This window comes from Sphingobacterium cellulitidis, from assembly GCF_043187465.1.
Classification (GTDB): Bacteria; Bacteroidota; Bacteroidia; order Sphingobacteriales; family Sphingobacteriaceae; genus Sphingobacterium; species Sphingobacterium cellulitidis.
In genome coordinates this window covers 3,975,029-3,995,169 of sequence record NZ_CP171136.1, presented here as the reverse complement: position 1 = coordinate 3,995,169, position 20,141 = coordinate 3,975,029, and the positions used below count along the sequence as shown (strand labels likewise).

Annotated in this window: 16 protein-coding genes; 10 read left to right on the top strand and 6 right to left on the bottom strand. The window is 37.0% G+C overall.

Annotation, left to right across the window (positions count from 1 at the left end):
- From ACF3OC_RS17435 to ACF3OC_RS17400, 8 genes are all read left to right on the top strand, one after another.
- Positions 1-1,455, top strand: coding sequence for a RagB/SusD family nutrient uptake outer membrane protein (locus ACF3OC_RS17435; protein ID WP_094280655.1), 1,455 nt, complete (start codon positions 1-3; stop codon positions 1,453-1,455).
- Between the two features lie 10 nt (positions 1,456-1,465).
- Positions 1,466-3,121 (top strand): sialidase family protein, encoded by a 1,656-nt coding sequence (locus tag ACF3OC_RS17430; protein ID WP_094280654.1) that lies wholly within the window; start codon positions 1,466-1,468, stop codon positions 3,119-3,121.
- 28 nt (positions 3,122-3,149) lie between these two features.
- Positions 3,150-3,848, top strand: coding sequence for a FadR/GntR family transcriptional regulator (locus ACF3OC_RS17425; protein WP_094257229.1), 699 nt, complete (start codon positions 3,150-3,152; stop codon positions 3,846-3,848).
- A gap of 4 nt (positions 3,849-3,852) precedes the next feature.
- Positions 3,853-4,797, top strand: coding sequence for a dihydrodipicolinate synthase family protein (locus tag ACF3OC_RS17420; protein ID WP_094257228.1), 945 nt, complete (start codon positions 3,853-3,855; stop codon positions 4,795-4,797).
- Positions 4,773-5,840, top strand: coding sequence for a hypothetical protein (locus ACF3OC_RS17415; protein ID WP_094257227.1), 1,068 nt, complete (start codon positions 4,773-4,775; stop codon positions 5,838-5,840). Before ACF3OC_RS17420 ends, ACF3OC_RS17415 begins: the two co-directional genes overlap by 25 nt.
- Before the next feature lie 13 nt (positions 5,841-5,853).
- Entirely contained in the window at positions 5,854-7,077 is a 1,224-nt protein-coding gene (locus ACF3OC_RS17410; RefSeq protein ID WP_094257226.1) for an MFS transporter, read from the top strand.
- Positions 7,078-7,189: 112 nt separating this feature from the next.
- Positions 7,190-7,798, top strand: a complete 609-nt coding sequence (locus tag ACF3OC_RS17405; RefSeq protein WP_094257225.1) for an outer membrane beta-barrel protein — start codon at positions 7,190-7,192, stop codon at positions 7,796-7,798.
- 119 nt (positions 7,799-7,917) lie between these two features.
- Complete coding sequence (locus tag ACF3OC_RS17400; RefSeq protein ID WP_094257224.1) at positions 7,918-8,928, top strand: LacI family DNA-binding transcriptional regulator; 1,011 nt, start codon at positions 7,918-7,920, stop codon at positions 8,926-8,928.
- Here ACF3OC_RS17400 and ACF3OC_RS17395 read toward each other — a convergent pair.
- The 4 genes from ACF3OC_RS17395 to ACF3OC_RS17380 all read right to left on the bottom strand — a co-directional run bounded on the left by ACF3OC_RS17395 (position 8,925) and on the right by ACF3OC_RS17380 (position 13,341).
- Entirely contained in the window at positions 8,925-10,214 is a 1,290-nt protein-coding gene (locus ACF3OC_RS17395) for an MFS transporter (protein ID WP_277711520.1), read from the bottom strand. The genes ACF3OC_RS17400 and ACF3OC_RS17395 overlap by 4 nt on opposite strands.
- 84 nt (positions 10,215-10,298) lie before the next feature.
- Entirely contained in the window at positions 10,299-11,093 is a 795-nt protein-coding gene (locus tag ACF3OC_RS17390; protein WP_182499112.1) for an alpha/beta hydrolase family protein, read from the bottom strand.
- An 8-nt stretch (positions 11,094-11,101) separates the two neighbouring features.
- Positions 11,102-12,217, bottom strand: coding sequence for a zinc-binding dehydrogenase (locus tag ACF3OC_RS17385; protein ID WP_392470169.1), 1,116 nt, complete (start codon positions 12,215-12,217; stop codon positions 11,102-11,104).
- Positions 12,214-13,341, bottom strand: coding sequence for an alpha/beta hydrolase (locus ACF3OC_RS17380; RefSeq protein WP_392470166.1), 1,128 nt, complete (start codon positions 13,339-13,341; stop codon positions 12,214-12,216). Before ACF3OC_RS17380 ends, ACF3OC_RS17385 begins: the two co-directional genes overlap by 4 nt.
- A gap of 122 nt (positions 13,342-13,463) precedes the next feature.
- Here ACF3OC_RS17380 and ACF3OC_RS17375 point away from each other — a divergent pair, with 122 nt between their 5' ends.
- Complete coding sequence (locus ACF3OC_RS17375) at positions 13,464-14,309, top strand: AraC family transcriptional regulator (RefSeq protein ID WP_094257219.1); 846 nt, start codon at positions 13,464-13,466, stop codon at positions 14,307-14,309.
- A 4-nt stretch (positions 14,310-14,313) separates the two neighbouring features.
- Here the strand turns inward: ACF3OC_RS17375 and ACF3OC_RS17370 are convergent, their stop codons facing one another.
- Together ACF3OC_RS17370 and ACF3OC_RS17365 are read right to left on the bottom strand one after the other, a co-directional pair.
- A complete protein-coding gene (locus ACF3OC_RS17370; RefSeq protein ID WP_094257218.1) occupies positions 14,314-15,906 on the bottom strand; it encodes an alpha-amylase family glycosyl hydrolase in 1,593 nt (530 codons plus the stop codon).
- An 11-nt stretch (positions 15,907-15,917) separates the two neighbouring features.
- Positions 15,918-16,733, bottom strand: coding sequence for a phytanoyl-CoA dioxygenase family protein (locus tag ACF3OC_RS17365; protein ID WP_392470162.1), 816 nt, complete (start codon positions 16,731-16,733; stop codon positions 15,918-15,920).
- Between the two features lie 429 nt (positions 16,734-17,162).
- Between ACF3OC_RS17365 and ACF3OC_RS17360 the strand changes: the two genes are divergently transcribed.
- Entirely contained in the window at positions 17,163-20,126 is a 2,964-nt protein-coding gene (locus ACF3OC_RS17360; protein WP_094257216.1) for a SusC/RagA family TonB-linked outer membrane protein, read from the top strand.
- The last annotated feature ends 15 nt before the right edge of the window (positions 20,127-20,141 follow it).

Sequence of the window (20,141 nt, the reverse complement as noted above, 5' to 3'; positions counted from 1 at the left end):
ATGAAAACAAGATTTTTTTACAGCATATTATTTCTAACAACAAGTTTATTAATGCCTAGTTGTTCAGATAAATTAGAAGTGGATTTGGAAAGTGCTATTACAGCAAATTCAATGTGGAAAGACGAAAGTGATGCAAAAGCAGCAATTTATGGTGCTTATGTTAGGATGCGTTCTACCTTTTCAACAGCTTATATATTTTGGGGAGAATACCGAACTGGTCTATGGGGTAAAGGTTTAGAGACCAGTGCTGGATATAGCAATGCTTTCTCAAATCAAATTAACAGTACACATGCTCAAGCAAACTGGAAGGATTTATATACAACGATTAATGATTGTAATCTAATATTAAAATATGTTCCTGAAATTGCATTTACCTCTGATGAAGAAAAAAACAATGTCCTTGGACAAGCTCATTATATCCGAGCATTTTGTTATTATTGGATTGCTCGAATTTGGGGAGACGCACCTATTGTGTTGAGTGGATTTGAATCAAGTACTCAAGAAGATTTATATCCAACAAGAAGTCCGAAGCTAGAAGTATTTAGTCAAGTGGAGAAAGATTTAATTCTTGCAGAAGAATTGATTCCAGAAGGAAATAATAAAGCCCAAATAGCAACAAAATCAGCAGTACAAATTCTGAAGGCAGACTATTATCTATGGATAGCTAAAGTAAACAACGCTGGGCAGGACGCTTTGAACAAAGCGAAAGTTGCGGTAGATAAGGTTATCAGTAGTGGTAAATTTTCATTGTTGCCCAATTTTGCAAATGTTTTCAAAACAGAATTAAATCCTGAAATTATCTTTTGTTGGAGAATGGTAATGGATGAAGCAACGGGTGGATATCCAAGTGATTATTTGGTTCCACTTCAATATGTTTCAGCATCCGTTATAGAAAATCCGATTAAGGTTGGATCACATCAGCAATGGGTTTTCCTTACCAATGAATACAAAGAATTTCTAGCTGTAGAACCTACTGATCAACGGACGAAAGTTAGTTATGAAACGTATTTTGATGTTGGAAAACAGTCAACATTTCAATGGATTAATAAGTATTCTGGAACATGGGAAAATGGAACAAGGATTTTTGATTCTGATTTAGTCATTTACCGTTACGCTGACGCATTATTATTGAGTGCAGAAATAGAAAATGCATTAAATAATCCTACATTGGCACTGCAAAACCTGAATCTAATAGCAAGAAGAGCGTATGGTATTGAAAATAAATACGTTGGATTAGGTAAATTACAAATTGATCAGGCTATACTTTTGGAAAGAAAACGTGAGTTTGTAGCGGAAGGTAAATTATGGTGGGATTTTATTCGTATGGGTGTTGTCTTTACTGAGGTAGAATCTTTGAAATCGCAAAAGGATAAACCTAACGTACTTCTATGGCCAGTGCATGATAGTTCGATAAATACTAATCCAAATATTAAACAAACAGAAGGTTACAATTAATAGAAACATTATGAAAAGGTTAGGCATTTTTATTTTATTATTATTTGTTTGTAGTTCTGTATTTGTACATGCATCAGATATTGAAATACGGTATTATCAACTTCCACTTTTATTAGGAAAGAACAATAATCCGATTGCTAGAATTACTCTTGAAGCAAAGAAGGAGGATGTTGGAAAAGAAATTGGGAAACTATCAATTTCATTGGAAGGGAGTACAAACTTCAATGATTTAACAACTATCAGTTTGTATACATCTAAGATGGACTCTTCGATTAAACCAAACTTAAATAAATTAGACCAAATTGTTAGTATTGAGCCTACTAGTTCCAAAATTATTATTCCATTAAATTATAAAATCCAAATGGAGGGCAAACAATATTTTTGGATTAGCCTAGGTTTAAGACAGGATGTTGATTTGTTAAATAAAATAGTATTTCAGGTTAATTCAATTTCTACCAATAAAAATAGAATTGCTGGAAATTATAAAGAAAAAAAAGTTTTTAGACCTGCATTTTCAGTTCGCAACCATATGCAAGATGGGGTTCATACCTCTAGAATTCCTGGTTTAGCAACATCCAAGAAAGGTACGTTGTTAGCGATTTACGATGCAAGATATGAGAGTTCACGGGATTTGCAAGGGCACATGGATATAGCTGTCCAACGTAGTTTTGATAAAGGTCAAACTTGGGAACCAATTCAAATAGCATTAGATATGAAAACTTGGGGTAGTTTACCTGAAAAGTTTAATGGAGTATCAGATGCTTGTATTTTGGTAGATCAAAATTCTGGAGATATTTATATTGCAGGATTATGGATGTATGGTGTCAAAAATAAAGAAGGAGAGTGGGTTGAAGGTTTAACGGACACCAGTAAGACCTGGAATCATCAATGGCTTACAAAAGGTTCTCAACCTGGATTCGATGTTAAACAGACTGCCCAATTTTTAATTACCAAGAGTACTGATGATGGCAAAACATGGTCGGAGCCTGTGAACATTACTAAGCAAGGGAAAAAGGAAGAATGGTGGCTTTGGGCACCTGCACCAGGTCAAGGAATAACTATGGCTGATGGAACCTTAGTGTTTCCTACCCAAGGTAGAGATAAAAATGGTAATCCATTTTCAAATATCACCTATAGTAAGGATGCTGGAAAAACATGGCATAGTTCTTCCGAAGCAGTGTTAATAGAAAAGGGAACCACGGAATGTGCTGTAGTAGAATTAGAACCTGGTGTTTTAATGTTAAATATGCGAGCGAATCGGAATAGAGGGACTGCAATACCAAATAATGGAAGGGCAGTTGCTACTACAACCGACTTTGGAAAAACCTGGAAAACACATCCGACCTCACTTAATGCCTTAATTGAGCCTACTTGTATGGCTAGTTTACATAAGCATCAATTTAAAAATAGTGGCACAACAAAGGAAATTTTATTCTTTTGTAATCCACATTCTATTGCAAATAGAGACCATATTACTTTGCAAACAAGTTTTGATTATGGTAAAACTTGGCCTAATGAAAAACACATTTTGCTAGATGAATGGAGCGGCAGAGGATATTCTTGTATTACTTCGGTTGATGACAAAAGCATTGGGATTTTGTATGAAGGCAGTCAATCAGACATGGTTTTTCAGAGGATTCCTATAGGTGAGGTAATAAAAGATTAAATAGAAATTATTGCACTAATTGAAATAAATGAGCACAAAAGAAACAAGCATGGGCTTTAAGCCTATTGAAGCTACATCTTTAACAGATTTAGTAGAGCTTAAACTGAGAGATTTCCTTCAGGAGAAAAAACTCAAGGCTGGAGATAGTCTGCCAACAGAAATGGAGATTGCAGAGGCTTTAGGGGTAAGTAGAAATATTCTTAGGGAAGCCTTAAGTCGATTGAGAATGCTTGGAATAATAACTTCCAAAAAGAAAAGAGGAATGGTTCTTACGCATCCCGATGTATTGGGAAGCTTAGAGAAAGTTTTGCAGCCCCAGCTCGTAGATAAAAATACGCTACATGACATTTTTGAACTTAGACTTGTTTTAGAATTGGGGATGGCGGATTTGCTTTTTATGCGAATAGAGGAAAAACATTTGGAGGAATTAGATAAGATTGTTAAAAACGATGATTCCACCAATCCCTCATTTCGAATAAAAAATGAGATAGCCTTCCATGGGAAGTTATATGAAATTACAGGAAATCAAACCTTAAAGCGATTTCAATCTATGCTCATGCCTTTATTTGATTTTGTGCTAAAGACGGAGAAGCGGGTAGTAACACCTAAAGTTAGTCACGCAGATTTGGTTGAACTGATCCGAAAAGGCAATATTGACGAATTTAAAAAGGGAATGGAAGAACATTTAAGACCACATTTAGATGCTCTTGCCAATATAAATAAATAACAAAATGAGATTTCAATCTACCTACAAAGTTAAAGGACTATTAGCCGCGGCTTTTACAGCATATTATCCCACGAGAGAAGTTAATTATGAATACATTCCAAAGATAGTTGAACATTTAATTGATATTGGGATTTCAGGGATTTTTGTTTGTGGCACCAATGGAGAAGGTTTGAGCCTCACTATTGCAGAGCGAAAAAAAATTGCATCAGAATTTGTGCGAGCAGCTCAGGGGAGGGTTAAAATTATTGTCCATGTTGGACATAGCTCGATTGAAGAGGCTAAGCATTTGGCCAGTCATGCACAAGAAATAAATGCTGATGGTTTCTCTTCAGTTTGTGCATTTTATTTTAAGCCCGCCAATGAAACAGTGTTAATGAATAGTTTGGCGGAGATAGCAAATGCTGCTCCTAAATTACCATTCTATTACTATCATATACCACATATTACGGGTGTCAACATCAATCTTGAAAATTTTATTCCAAACTTTTCAAAGTTGGCAAATAATTTTGCCGGCATAAAATTTACATCTTCTGCCATTCACGAATATCAAGATGGAGTTCAAATTTGTGGTGATGATTTCGATATGTTATTTGGTTTTGATGAGTTATTGCTACCTGCATTATCAGTTGGGGCTAATGGAGCTATCGGAAGTACTTATAATTATGCTGCACCGATTTACTTGAAAGTCATAGACCTGTTTTCATCTGGCCAGATTGAATTAGCACAACAATTTCAATATGAAGCGGTCAAAATGATTAAGTTAATTATTAAATATGGACCAATTCCTTCCCAAAGGGCAATTATGCAAATGTTGGGATTTGAAATGGGACCTTCGAGACTGCCATTGCAAACTTTGTCAAATGAAGAATATGATGGATTGAAAAAGGATTTAGAGGATATTGGTTTCTTTAAAACATTGGAATCATGCAGAAACTCTGGAAAAGCTTAATCATTTTTTCACTTATGATGATTGGTTTAACAAGCAAAGGCCAGGAAAATCATTTGGAATTATTAGATACTATTCCGGATAAATTAGGGTTTGCAGGGTCTTTTGCCGGGAAATTAGGTAAAGGAATCGTTAGCGCAGGAGGAGCACAATTCCAAGACGGTATCCCACCTTGGGATTCGGGTGTAAAAATCTGGACAGATAAGCTGTTTTACCTTGAAAATGAAAAATCTAGATGGGTGGAAATAGGAAAACTTCCCTATAAAGTTGGATATGGAGCTTCAGCAAGCTTTAATGGTAAATTCTATATAGCTGGAGGAAGTAATCAGCAGGAGCACTTCAATAAGGTTCTTGAGATTTCAATTGATAATCAGAGAATTAAATTTATTGAATTGCCAAATCTGCCGATTACCCTTGCTAACTGTTCCTTTTCTCAATACGGGAGTTATTGGTATGTGGTAGGTGGACAAGAAAATGTTGATTCAAAAACTGCCTTAAATCGAGTTTTTAAACTTGATTTTGAAGATCTTGAATCAGGTTGGGTTGAGTTGCCTCCGATTCCGGGTAATGGTAGGATACTTTCTGCTTCTGCTGCAAATGAATTAGGTTTATATGTATTTTCTGGAGCTTCATTGAACGATGGGAAGAGAACATATTTAAAAGATGGTTTCATGTTCAATGGGAGTAAGTGGGTTGGGATTGAAAGTTGTCCAGTAGCTATAACTGCTGTCTCAAACCCTGGAGTTGAACTTCAAAAAAACCAATTTATATTTCTCTCCGGTGATAGTGGAGAATTGATTGATTCCGATTTAAGAGAAAATCATCCTGGATTTTCGAGAAAAGTATATACCTATACAGCCGATAAAAATTCTTGGGAAATTACATGTGAAATTCCTTCTCAAATAAAAACAGAAAGAGGAGAAATAAAAGAGATAATTGCACCCGTTACTGCTACAGCTATTCATTGGAATAATAGTGTTATTATTCCAGGAGGAGAAGCTCAGCCAGCTGTTAGAACCAATCAGGTGCTAAAGTTTAAGAAATAAATCAAAATAAATTATGAAAAACCAATTGAACAAATCATTTTATCCATGGTTGGTGGTTGCCTTATTGTGGGTAGTTGCTTTCTTAAATTACTTTGATAGGTTATTGATCACCTCTATGCGAGATCCAATAGTTGCGGATTTTGATATTAATGATGCTCAGTTTGGGTTATTAACGTCAGTATTTCTATGGTCTTACGGTTTGGTGAGTCCATTTGGGGGCTATTTAGCGGATAAGTATTCGCGAAGGATGGTCATAATTTTTTCAGTTGGTGTCTGGTCAGCAGTAACTCTTTGGACCGGATACACACAATCATTTTCAGAAATGCTCTTTACTCGGGTACTTATGGGAGTTAGTGAGGCATGTTATATTCCAGCTGCATTAGCATTAATTACTGATTACCATTCTGGAAGAACACGTTCTCTTGCGACTGGTCTTCATATGTGCGGATTATATACAGGTTTAGCTTTAGGAGGGTTAGGAGGATATATTGCTGAATTATGGGGTTGGAGATATGGGTTTCATGTCTTTGGTGCTTTTGGGGTTCTGTATTCATTCTTGCTTCTGTTTTTATTGAAGGATAAAAAGAAAGAAGAACGGTTTGTACAGGAGGATATCAAGGATTCATTTAGTTTGAAAGAAGCTTTAGGATCATTGTTTAAAATTCCCTCATATTATATTATTTTAATATTCTTTTCGGTTCTAGGAATGGCAAACTGGTTAATTAATGGTTGGTTACCTACTTTCATAAAGGAGCAATTTCATCTTGGGTTAGGAAGTGCGGGGATTTCAGCCACTGGATATATGCAAGTTGGGTCATTCATTGGTGTAATAATTGGAGGGATCTTAGCAGATAAGTGGGTGCAAAAGAATCCAAAGGGAAGGATGAATGTTATTTTACTTGGTTTTTGTATTGGAACCCCATTTTTGTTTCTGTTATCTTCAACCACGGTTTTTGGTTTAGCTATTTGCGGAATGATAATTTTTGGCTTAGCAAGAGGTTTCAATGATGCAAATCTGATGCCTTTGCTGCGTCAAGTAATCAATCCTAAATACATTGCAACAGGATATGGATTTCTAAACTTCCTGAGTACAATTGTTGGAGGAATAATGGTCTATGTAGGTGGCGCATTGAAAGATGCGAATGTAAGTCTTGCAATAACTTTTCAAGTTGTTGCAGTTTTATTGCTTATTGCTACTTTGTCTCTTAGATTTATTAAAATTCAGAATAAAGATTAAGGATTTAACTTGAAATAATTTATTAATTTTTACTGAAAAGAAATCTGTAAAATCCTTAGCTTTATCCAACATTTGAATTAAATAACCAACCAATATTATTAACGAATTTAAGATGAAGAAATTCTTTTTCAGTTTTCTCTTTGTTATTGCTGGTGCCAGCATGTCATATTCACAAGATACCTTTGGTATTAAAGCCGGATTAAATTTGGCGAGTCAATTCATTCGGATTGATAACCAATCTGCGAAGACAAAAATTGCTCCTACCTTTCATGTATCAGCCTATTATGATGCACGTATTTCACCTGGTTTTTCAATTCAGCCGGGAATTTCATTGGAAGGAAAAGGAGGTCGATCAGAAATAGATGGTCAGAAATTAACGGATAGGTTTTTATACTTACAAGTTCCGGTCAACTTCTTGGGCAGGGTGCCTGTTGGGACTGGGGATTTCTTTTTTGGCGGAGGACCTTATGCTGCTTATGGGGTTGATGCGAGAGTAACTTCGGGAAGAGAGGCGATTCATTTGCAATGGGGTGATGGAATGGAACAGTTGAATCCTTGGGATGCTGGATTGACAGCTGTATTTGGCTATCGTCATATAAAAGGGTTTGTATTTTCTATTTCAAGTTCAGCAGGATTTATAAATATTTCTAATTCTAGTGAAGCAAAATATTTAAATCGAGTGTCCTCAATTGGTGTTGCGTACGAGTTTGGAGTAAGATAGATTCTCTTAATTGAATAATAACAAAATTGTTATATTAGTGACAGAAATTATAATTGTTTAAGCTCTGCAAAAGGAGTATTTCTTGGCTGAAATAGAACAAAAAAATTATAGACGCTGATATGGCAAAAGTTGATATTATCCAAATTGCAAAGGAGCTTAATATTTCAAAATCAACGGTATCTCGAGCATTTCGGGATAGCAGTGATATCAATCCGAAAACTAAAGAACGGATTCTGAAGTTAGCCAAAGAACTCAACTATCAGCCGAATTATTATGCTAGCAATCTAAAGGAACAAAAGAGTAAAACTATTGCGGTTGTACTTCCGGAGTTGGCCAATAACTACTTTACCCAGATTATTCAAGGTGCGGAGCGAGTGGCGAAGGAACAAGGCTATCACATTCTGATTTTTGTGACTGATGATGATATTACGAAGGAGCGAGAATTTATTCGCAGTTTGGCGAGCGGAAGGGTAGACGGAGTTATTATGTCTGCCTCTGGAGAATCAACTGACCATAGTTATTTGGAGTCCATAAATTATGAGCATCTTCCTATTGTTTTGTTTGATAGGATTTACGATGATATTGAATTACCAAAAATTGTCACGGATGACTATCAAAGTAGTTTCATGGCAACGGAACATTTGATTCAAAGTGGATGCCAGCGGATCGCCTATTTTGTAATCAATAAGGATCTTTCCATTGGTAAAACCCGTCTTCAGGGATATGAAGATGCTTTAAAGAAGTATAAAATCCCATTACGTAAGCGATTAATCGTAGATTGTTCAAACTCTTACGAAGAAAATAATGTGATTATAGAAACCGCTATTGAGAAACAGAAACCAGATGGAATTTTGGCTTCTGTGGAGCGTTTGGCTTTTTCGACCTATTACGTTTGCCAACGTATAGGGGTTAAGATTCCGGAAGACATTAAGATCATAGCCTTTTCAAGTCTTGAAATCGCAGGATTATTACAGCCTGGCTTATCGGTTGTCAGACAACCTGCCATTCAGATTGGGGAGAAAGCCGCATCGACATTATTGAAGCAGCTTTCAGGCGAAGAATTATTGGATGATGAAATGTTTGTGACCATGCAATCTGACCTTGTGATTCGGGACTCTTCCAAAGGTTAAGCTTTTTCAGTTTTGACCGACAAAACCGACAGTGCTGCCAACAGCATAAATACACCCGCCATTGTCAAGCAATAAACTGCCTGATGTTGAAAAACATATTTAACTAATACCGACCCAATTACTCCGTTGACCAATTGAGGGAGAGTAATAAAGAAATTAAATAAACCCATATAAAGCCCCATTTTTTTAGGAGGCACTACTCCAGATAGAATCGAATATGGTGTTGCAAGGATACTTGCCCAAGCAATTCCTACTGCAATCATCGGAATAAAAAGCAAATTCGGGTTTTGTATAAACAGAATAGATATTAGGCCAATTCCTGAGATTCCCAAGGCAAACATATGTGTTTTTCTTTTTCCAATGGCATTATAGAACTTTGGTAAAATCAAAGCAAAAAGCGTTGCTACCAAGTTGTATACACCGAATAGCACACCTGTAAGATTTCCAGCATCAGAATAGGCTACTGAGGAAGTGTCAGAAGGACTAAGATGATAAATATGCTGTGCAATGGCAGGAGTGGTGAAAACCCACATTGAAAATAGGGCGAACCAAGAGAAGAACTGAACCAAGCCAAGTTGTTTCATAGCCTTGGGCATGTTTTTGAAATCCTTGAATATTGAACTGAACTTAGTATTATGAACCTCCTGTTCATCGTCAGACTCTTCAAAAGATTTGAGTTCCTCATTGCTATATTCCTTAGTTGTGATGACGGTCCATAATAGGGAAAGTACCAAAACGATAGCACCAGCATAGAAAGACCAGATGACATTATCAGGGACATGACCTTGTTCAGCGACTTTACTCACCTGAAAATATTCTGAAAGCACATAAGGTAAGAATGAACCAACAATAGCACCAGCGCCAATCAGGAAGGTTTGAACGGCATATCCGTAGCCATGTTGTTCTTTAGGAAGATTATCGGCTACCAATGCGCGGAAAGGTTCCATGGATACATTAAAAGCAACATCCATGATCATTAACATTCCGGCACCAATCAACAATGGCGGGAGGAGTAAGGTGAGGACAGAGGCATTAGGCATCAATGCAAGAGCAGCAGCAGCAACTAATGCACCACCCAGGAAGAAAGGTCTTCGTCTTCCTAAACGAGTCCATGTCTTATCTGAAAAGTAACCAATGATAGGTTGTATCAACATGCCCGATAATGGAGCAACCAACCAGAATAAGGATAAATGCTCAACATCAGCACCAAATGTTTGGAGGATCCGTGAAGCATTGCCGGTTTGAAGAGCAAAACCAAATTGAATTCCAAAAAATCCAAAACTCATGTTAAATATTTGAGCACGAGTAAGCCTAGGCTTCATTCTTTTTGACGTTTGTTGCATGCTGTATAGATGTTAATAATTGGTTTTTCAAAGCTGTAAATTAAAAAATAATATTGTTTTCAAAATATTATTTTTCCAATAGTCCCAACTGTGGCCTCCCTCAAACTCCTCATAAGTGTGATTAATATTAGCTTCTAATAGCTGTGAGTGAAGTTTTCTATTGTATTCTATCAATATGTCATCTTTTCCACAATCAAATCTAAAAGGCTGTAAATTCTTTCTATTAGCAATAAAACTATCTATTAAAGCTAAATCTTTGTCCTCTTGATAGACTTCCAAATTTTCCTCGACAAAATGTTCAAATTCAGGTATGGATGTGATGCTTGATAGGCCAGAGAAAGCGGAGAATAATTCAGGATGTCGGATTCCAAGTCGCATGGCTCCATAGCCTCCCATGGATAATCCGGCAATAAAGAATTTTGATTTTCCTGTAATGTTCTCTGGCAAAACTTGCTTAGCTGCTTGAATACAATCTTCAACAATCCATTTTTCGAAATTTAATTCCTTGTGTTTTACATATCCAGAGCCATCCCCCCATAATCCGTCAGAAGGCATCAATAAAACCATGGGTTTGATTGTTCCAGCTTTAATCGCATTATCCACTTGTTCATGAACTCCTGAACTGAGTGGCCAGCTCCATGCACTACCATACACCCCATGAAGTAAAATTACAACAGGGACATCCACTGGACATTGCTCAGGGACATACATACAGATATCGCCACGACCTTTTAAGTTCTGGGATTTGACCGTGATAAACCTTAAGTTTTTAGTTCCAAATTCGGGGTTTGATTGTTCAATTGACCTAAATTTATTTTCCATTTTTCTTCTTAAAAAATTATGACCCCTTTTGCATTCTTACCAGTTAACATATCTTCAAATGCTTTGGGAAGATCATCTAAGGCATACCGTGCACTGATCATTTCATCTAATAGCAATTCTTTGTTTTGATAATGATGAATGATTTTATTGAAGTCTTCAAATGGGTTACATTTACCATATAAGGGGTTCAGATAGAGCTTGTCCCATTCGAACAAGTTCATATCGAAATTAATTTCCTGTTCAATTCCACTGACCTGAATAGCGGTTCCGGCATTTCTTACCATTGCCAATGGAGCTGCTCCCAATTCAGGTCGGGCAGTGCATTCAAAGGCATAATCAGCACCACGGCCAGCACAAAGGGCTTTTACCTGTTCTGCTATCCGTAATAATCCTTTATCCTGTGGGTCGGCCAATAAGCAATGGGTAGCACCAAATTGTTTTGCCATTTCCAATCGTTTAGGATTTATATCGATGGCAATAATCTTTTCTGCCTTGCTTATTTTGGCTCCTTGTATTACACTTAATCCTACACCTCCCGTTCCAAGGACAACAACAGAACTGCCTGGTGTAACTTTCCCTGCATTCACAACAGAACCGTAACCTGTCATTACTCCACAACCAATAATGGCTGCACATTCAAATGGGAGTTGATCCGTAGTGATTTTAGTAACTGCTGCAGCTTTAACAAGGGAATATTCAGAAATGGTCCCGATATTAAAGGAGCGTTCAATTTGCTGATTCTGCCATAGACAGCCTGCAGCATGGGCATGGCCCAAGTTTGTCTTATGGCCTTGACCTGTTACTGGCGATGATTTTTCACAGATATGATAGTTATGAAGGTTACATTGGAAGCAGGTCATACATGGGATTGCCCAATTCAGAAGTACTGCATCTCCCGGTTTGATATCTTTTACATCAGTACCAATTTTTTCGACTATTCCCGCTCCTTCATGACCAAGAACAAGGTTCTTATTCCAATTGAGAGAGTCATAATCAGTATGGCAAATTCCAGCGGCTTTAATCTTTACAAGAACCTCATCAGCTTGAGGTTCTCCCACTTGAATCTCATCAATAAAAAAATCGCCTTTGCCATTGGTTATGGCGGCTTTGCATGTTATCATCATTTTTTGGGAAATAGAAATTTAAAGGGGATATCCAATCTTTTTGACCAAGCGACCTCATTATGAGGGTCTTCAGGAAACTCCTTGTATAATACCTTCATCTGTTTATCTTTTTGCAATAATTCGTTAACCTGTTGATTGCTAGGTAGAAAGTCGTAATCAAGGTCTTTTCCACCACAATCTAAATAAACCATACTGTTATGTAAAGGTTTGAGGTCGGTTTTGATGCTATTCATGATATTGCCATCATCAAAGAAAAACCCACTTGAAAGACATGCTGCCTTTGAAAATATTTGCGGATAGTTATAGGCTGCGTAAAAGGAAATTAAGCCGCCCATGGAAGAACCAATAATCCCTGTATTGGCACGATCAGTTTTTGTGCGATAAGTTTTGTCAATAAAGGGTTTCAATTCGGTGAAAATAAATTTCAGATAGTTTTCACCTTCAGGAGTACCATTGTATTCTATCCAGCGATCCTTTGTATTTGCCATGGCGACAATGATAAATTCTTCGATTTCACCTTTTCGCATGAGGCTATCTGCAATTTCATCCATTCTCCATTCACTTCCACTTAGATTGGTATGATCAAAAAGGTTTTGACCATCATGCGCATAGAGTACAGGATATTTCTTGTTTGTGTTTTCCAGATAGGAAGGTGGCAGCCAAACAACCACATTTCGGATACTTTTCAGATACGTACTTCCAAAATTATGATGGTATCGGACAGTTCCTACAATACTACGTTGGTAAATATCATTCCAATTACTAGGGTTCAACACGATGGTTGTATCTTTTGTGATCTTTAGTTTTATGGGCTGGGCACTTTGGCCATTTCCATTGTATAAGGCTTCTTTAAAATAAGATCCACGCGTAATTTTAAATTCCAGGTCGCTATTCAAAGGAAAAGAATAAGTGCTTTCCCAAACATTGTTTCCTAGGGATTTGAGGGCATTGCTCTTAGGATAAATCCAAAACCCCCAAATACCTTGATTTCCAATTGGGATAATTGAATCTTGCGCTGGGGTGGTAGCAGGGGCATTCACACGAATGGTAAGCTTTGCTTCTTGTGCAAATGCAGTCAATGAAATCGCTAGAAAAAGAGCTACTGCGATAATTTTATTCATCATATCGTTTATTAATTGGTACTACTAAGATATTAGTTTTTATAGCTTAGTCAGCGTGTTATTTTATTCTTAATATGGCTTATTTTGGATTTTTGTAGTAATTTAAAGCATAAAAAGTCCATATCATGCAAAAAGCAAAGCCAGAGATATTACAAAATGGGTTACAAGAGTCATTCTTGATTCGGACCTTCGGTCATGAGGCATTTTTGGCACCCTATCATTATCATCCGGAATATGAGCTGACCTATATCATACATGGTAAGGGCAAGCGATATATTGGAAATCGGCTAGATGATTTTAGTGATGGTGACTTTGTCCTTATTGGTCCTAATCAACCTCATTGCTGGAAGTTGGATCAGGAGGATTCCAAGGCAAGTGCTGTTGTAATCCAGTTTACCCATGAGTTTTTGGGTGCTGAATTCTTTGAAAAACCTGAGTTTTCAAATATTAATGCATTGCTTAAAGAAAGTCAGGCAGGTCTTTCCTTTCATCAGCCCAAAAAATTGACGAAGTACATCTTGCGCTTACGTAAATCCCAGGGGGTTGAAAGAATTCTGAATTTTCTGGAACTGTTGAATGAGCTTGCCAGACAGAAATATCATCCCATCCATGTAGGTGCTTTAGAAAATGGAAATAGCAGTCTGACTGATACTAATCGGATCAATGTCATCATGGCCTATATTGTCGAGAATTTTAAGAACGATATTAGTTTGGATGATGTTGCCAATGTAGCGAACCTGACACCCAATGCTTTTTGTAAATATTTTAAAAAGTTAACCCGAAAGACCTTTGTAGATATGGTGGTACAGTATAGAATGAATTATGCTGTTCAGCAATTATTGCATACAGATGAACCCATTAGCTCCATTGCTATGGCTTCCGGTTTTAATGATATGTCCTATTTTTATAAAACCTTCAAAGCCAAAATGGGCATGAGCCCATTGGCTTATCGAAAGAAATTTATGGATTAAGATTTCAATTCAAAATCCACACTTGGGTTCCATATCCTGGAACTGCAATCTGAAGATTATTTGCTGTTGATTGTCCTTTATTATCGCCAAATACCAATTTAGGTTTGCCTTGTTCCATAGGAAGATCTATTTTTTCTTCCTGTTCAGAGATGTTTATGAAGACCATGGCTTTTTCCTTGCCATTATCTCTATAAAAACTGACTATGTTTTTGCTTGTATTGGCCAAGGATTGGTATTTACCATTGATCAAGACAGGGAAATCAGATCTCAGTTTGATGAGTGCCTTATAGGTACTCAGCAAAGAGTTCGGGTCATTTTCTTGTTCCTCGACGGATATGCCATCGTTGCTTTTTACGGTGCTGGTATTCCACCATGGTCCAGAATCTCTGTACCAATAAGCCATTCCTGGGCTATCCTTGTCCTTTTTCCATTCGAAAGCTTCGCGATATGGAATTTCATTTGCATCCGTTATGCCGCCATATTTTCCAAAAAAACTATCGCCTAGCATTCCGATTTCCTGACCATAATAGATGGAAGGAACTCCAGCCATTAGTAGATTTAGGGCAGCACCAACTTTCTCTTTTCCTATATCCTGTTTTACGACACTTGAAAAACGTGGTATATCATGGTTTTCAATAAAAATGATTTGATTTCTACCTTCTGGCGTATCGCGGAAAGTAGTATCAGCGAAAGCCATGATCTTCTCTTTATTCATGGTGCGAATAGCCTGTTGGATTCGGAATCCAAATACCCAATCCACTTTTGCCTGGGTTAAATAATCTATTCCATAGGATCCCCAATCAGCTTGTTCAGCCATAATATGGATTTTGGGATTTACAGACTTTAAGGTATCAATCAATGGAACCCAGAAGTCTCTAAAAAGATTGGTTAATCTACCTTTATTATCTAGGTCGTCCATCATATGGTCTAATCGAAAGCCATCCACTCCATCATCAAAGTTGCCATCCTTATTTGGGTCTAGCCAATAGCTGAATAGATCTTTGTTGTATTTTATGACGTCTTTATTAAGCAGATTAACTGTGGTTATCTTTCTTCTTTGGCCATCGAAACCAAGTAAATCATAGATATCAAATACAATGGAGGAAGGTTTCAGTTGTTCCTTATCATCATACAGGATATAATCCGAATAAGGAGAAGACGGATTTCCATACGAATCTTTATACCAGAGATGGTCTTCAGTGACGTACTGCGTTTCCATATCCATATAAATTTTCATCCCTCTTTTATGGATATCTCTAACCAGGGATAGGTATTCCTCCTTAGTTCCATAAGTAGAATCAATTTTTTCAAAATCACTGGAATAGTAATTATGGTAATAAACCGATTCATATAATGGAGTCAATAAAATAGAAGTAACTCCTAGATCTTGCAGGTAATCCAATTTTTGTTGGAGTCCTGCGAGATCGCCATTTTGGTCAGCATTGCTATCATAGAAACTACGTTGAAAAACATGATAGATAATTTCATCTTTGACGATTTCCTTATCTGTTGGTTTTTCCTGACAACTGGTCAGCGCAAGTACACTATAACAGGCAATGAGCGAAAGATTGAATAATTTTCTTTTAAGCTTAGCCATACCTGTTTTGATTACAGTACAGGATTGATTTCAGAATCTGCCAATGTACCGGCTTCTTTTCCCATAAGCCATTGTTGGCGATCGTTCTCTTGCCATTTATGTTTGGGTTCAGTGACTTTAGCACCATCTGCGTAATAAATAATGGTCATTACTGAACGCATTTTATCTGAGGAGTTACCTGGAGCATTATGGATGGTATAGCCATAATGGAAGGTTGCATCGCCAGCATTCATGTACTCTGGACTAGAGATTTTAAAGTTGTTCTCCTTTACATATTCAGAGAATGTTTTTTCAGACTCATCAGAGATAATGATTTCGGAGACATTGTTTTGTTTATGAGAGCCCGTAGCGAAGGTCAACATTCCCATTTCAGGGTTAGGGATATCTACTAAAGGCATCCACATGGTGATGGTGTTATTGGTGTCCAAAGGCCAGTAATTTTGATCTTGATGCCAAGGAGTTGGACCACCGCCTGCTTCTTTGAATAATGCTTGGTCGTGGTACAATCTTACCTTTTCAACGCCTAATAGGTCGGCTGCGATTTTTGCGAATCGTTTTGCAAGGACAAAACGCTTTACTTCTTCGTCTACTCGCCATAGGTTCATGATTTGTAAGAAGGCTTTGCCATAGGTGTCACGATCTTCCAGTTTTCTTTTCTCTTCATTATGCTTTTCTACAGCATTGCTGATTACTTGGCGGAAGTGCTCGACCGTGTCTTTGTCTAGTACTTCGCGGATTAAGATATGTCCATTGTTTTGGAATTCGGAAGATTCAGCTGCAGTAATAGGTTTTACCTGATCTAATATCTGATTCGATGATGTGCTCATGATTTATAAATTTGGTTTACATACAAAGTTAATAGAGAAAATCATCATACTTTCGGGGGAATATAGGCATCTATATGGTTTATTTTATCCTTAATGCAATTAGAGGTTCTTAAATTGATAAAATAAGCACTACAAATATTGGGTGATTAAATGTTAAGTTTTTTCTGTAAAAGGTAGGTTTTAAGAAGAAAAGGGGTGTTGAAATCGGGAACGGTTTCGGTAATTCGATAAATTATAGCAGGCTTTTAGTTCTTATTTTGTTTTATATATAATTGATATATAGGTTTTTAAATAAAAAATTGCTTGATTTTTTGCTAAAAATAAAAAAAGTGAAAAAGTATTTTTTTTATAACATTTCTATAATAATTTAGTAACAAACCAATAGGGGGGCAATGAATGCCTTGCCGATTATAAACAAAAAAACAAAATATGATTAGGGATTTTTACAATTGGCAGTTTCGGCTAATAATTATCTTCATCTTCAGTTTTCAAATTGTTTCGGGTCAGCAGAACTTACAACTTTCGGGTAAAGTAATGGATGAAGCTGGGAAGGAACTTGCTGGGGCTACGGTAAGGGTAAAGGGTACAAACAAGCAAGTTTCTACCAACGAGTCGGGACAGTATGTGTTGGACGGATTGTCAGCAGGGAGTATGGTAGTTGAAGCAACTTATGTAGGTTATGGCAGCTCCGAACAGAATGTGAACTTGACTTCATCACAGACATTAGATTTTACATTGAGTTCCAATGCGTCGGAGATCGGTGAAGTTGTAGTGATTGGATATGGATCGGTAGAGAAGAAGCATGTGACGGGAGCCGTATCGAATGTACAATCGAAGGATTTTCAAAAAGGAGCTATTACATCGCCGGATCAATTGATACAAGGTAAGGTTTCTGGGGTTTCCATTACTTCGAATGGAGGTTCTCCAGGTGCTGGAAGTACTATTCGCGTACGAGGAGGAGCATCATTATCAGCGAGTAATAATCCATTAATTGTAGTTGATGGAAACCCATTGAGTGGTGCCGGAATTACAGGGTCAGCCAACCCTCTTTCCCTAATCAACCCAAATGATATTGAGTCCATGACTATCCTGAAAGATGCGAATGCAACTGCAATTTATGGTTCCAGAGCATCAAACGGGGTAATTATCATCACGACTAAAACAGGTAAAATCGGAAGGCCAAAACTTACCTTATCTACCGTAAATTCCCTTTCTACCATAGCTAATCAAGTAGATGTGTTGACAGCAGATCAAGTTCGTTCATTTGTTAATGAAAGAGGAACAGCTGCTCAAAAAGGACTTTTAGGATCTGCAAATACCGATTGGCAAAGTCTAATTTATCAGAATGCATTTACCACCGATAATAATGTAACCTTAGCGGGAGGTTTAAAAAATATGCCATATCGTTTTTCTATTGGACATCTAGAGCAATCTGGTATTTTGAAGAATGATATGTTAAGAAGAGGAACATTAGGGGTGAATATTTCGCCACGTTTCTTTGATAACCACTTGAAATTAGATGTTAATTTCAAGGGAACATTGACCAATCAGGATTTTGCAAATACAGGGGCCATTGGTTCGGCGATTGTTTTTGATCCTACCCAAGAGGTATATGATTCATCTAGCCCTTATGGTGGATTCTTTGAATGGCAAGAAGGTGCAGTTCCAAATTCATTGTCACCAAGAAACCCAGTTTCATTATTGGAAAATTACGCCAATAGAGGTGATTCAAAAAGAAGTATCGGTAACGCACAATTGGATTATTCATTCCATTTCCTTCCTGAATTACATGCTAACGTAAATGTTGGTTATGATATCGCAGTAGGAAAAGGAGCGACAAGTATTCCTGATTTTGCAGCATCTAACTTTGCTAATAAAGGATTCTTCCAACGTTATAAAGGAAAGATGAACAATACTTTTATTGAGGGTTACCTGAGCTATGTAAAGGATATTGAAAGCATCAATAGTAATGTCAATGTAACTGCAGGTTATGGATATTACGATAATAAAGAAACCCAGTATAATTTCGAGTCCATGAATGCACATAACGATGTGTTGACAACTCCGAATTTTCCAGATAATGTACAGCAAAACAGATTGCTATCCTACTATGGAAGGTTGATTTATTCGTTCTCAGACCGTTACATCTTATCAGGTACTGTACGGGCGGATGGATCGTCTAAATTTAGTCCGGATGGACGTTGGGGAATTTTCCCATCTGCGGCATTTACCTGGCGTATTAAAGGTGAGAATTTCTTGAAAGACAATAACAGTATCTCAGACCTGAAACTTCGTTTGAGTTACGGTGAAACCGGAAATAAAGATGGTATTGCTAACTATGGATTTATTCCAAGCTATTATTACAGTACCAATGAGTCGCAGTACCAAGTTGGCAACCAATTTTACCATGTTTATTCACCAATTGCTTATGATGAAACTCTTCGTTGGGAATCTACAACAACTGCTAATATTGGTTTGGATTATGGTTTTTGGGGAGGTCGTATTTCTGGTAGCATCGATGCTTATCAGAAGAAAACAAAAGATCTATTGGCAACTATTGAAATTCCAGTAGGTACCAATTATAGTAATCAATTGTTGACCAACGTTGGTAACATGGAAAACAGAGGTGTTGAGGGTAGCATCAATATTCAGGCGATTAAATCAGAGAACTTCAATTGGGATTTAGGTTTCAATATGACCGTCAATGAGAGCAAGGTTACTAACCTGACTTTAAGTGATAACCCAGGTTATCAATTGGCGGCAGGCTGGATTACAGGAGGTACTGGGAATGTTATCCAATACCATACTGTAGGATTGGCTCCTTTCCAATATTTTGTTTACAAACAAGTTTATGATCAGCAAGGACAGCCTTTGGAGGCAGTTTATGAGGATTTAAATGGAGACGGTGCAGTTACACCTGCTGACCGTTATTATTATAAAAAACCAGCTCCGGATTATTTTATGGGTTTTACAACTTCCATAAACTACAAACGCTTGACCTTGAATACAGTATTGAGAGCAAGCTTCGGAAACTATGTGTATGATAATATTTCTTCAAATTTTGGAGTAGGACGTAATATTTTAAATCCATCAAGATTTATCAATAATGCGACTACAGATGTTTATAATACCAATTTCAACAACAATCAATATTATAGTGATTACTACATCAACAACGCTTCATTCTTAAGGATGGACAATTTAGGGTTGATTTATAATGTAGGTCATTTGGATAAGGAAAAGACTGTGACGATGACTGTAAATGCGAATGTTCAGAACGTTTTTATAGTTTCAAAATATAAGGGTGTTGATCCGGAATTATTCAATGGTATAGATTATACCTTGTATCCAAGACCGAGAGTGTATTCACTAGGTTTAAACTTTGGGTTTTAATATTAAATAGGAAAT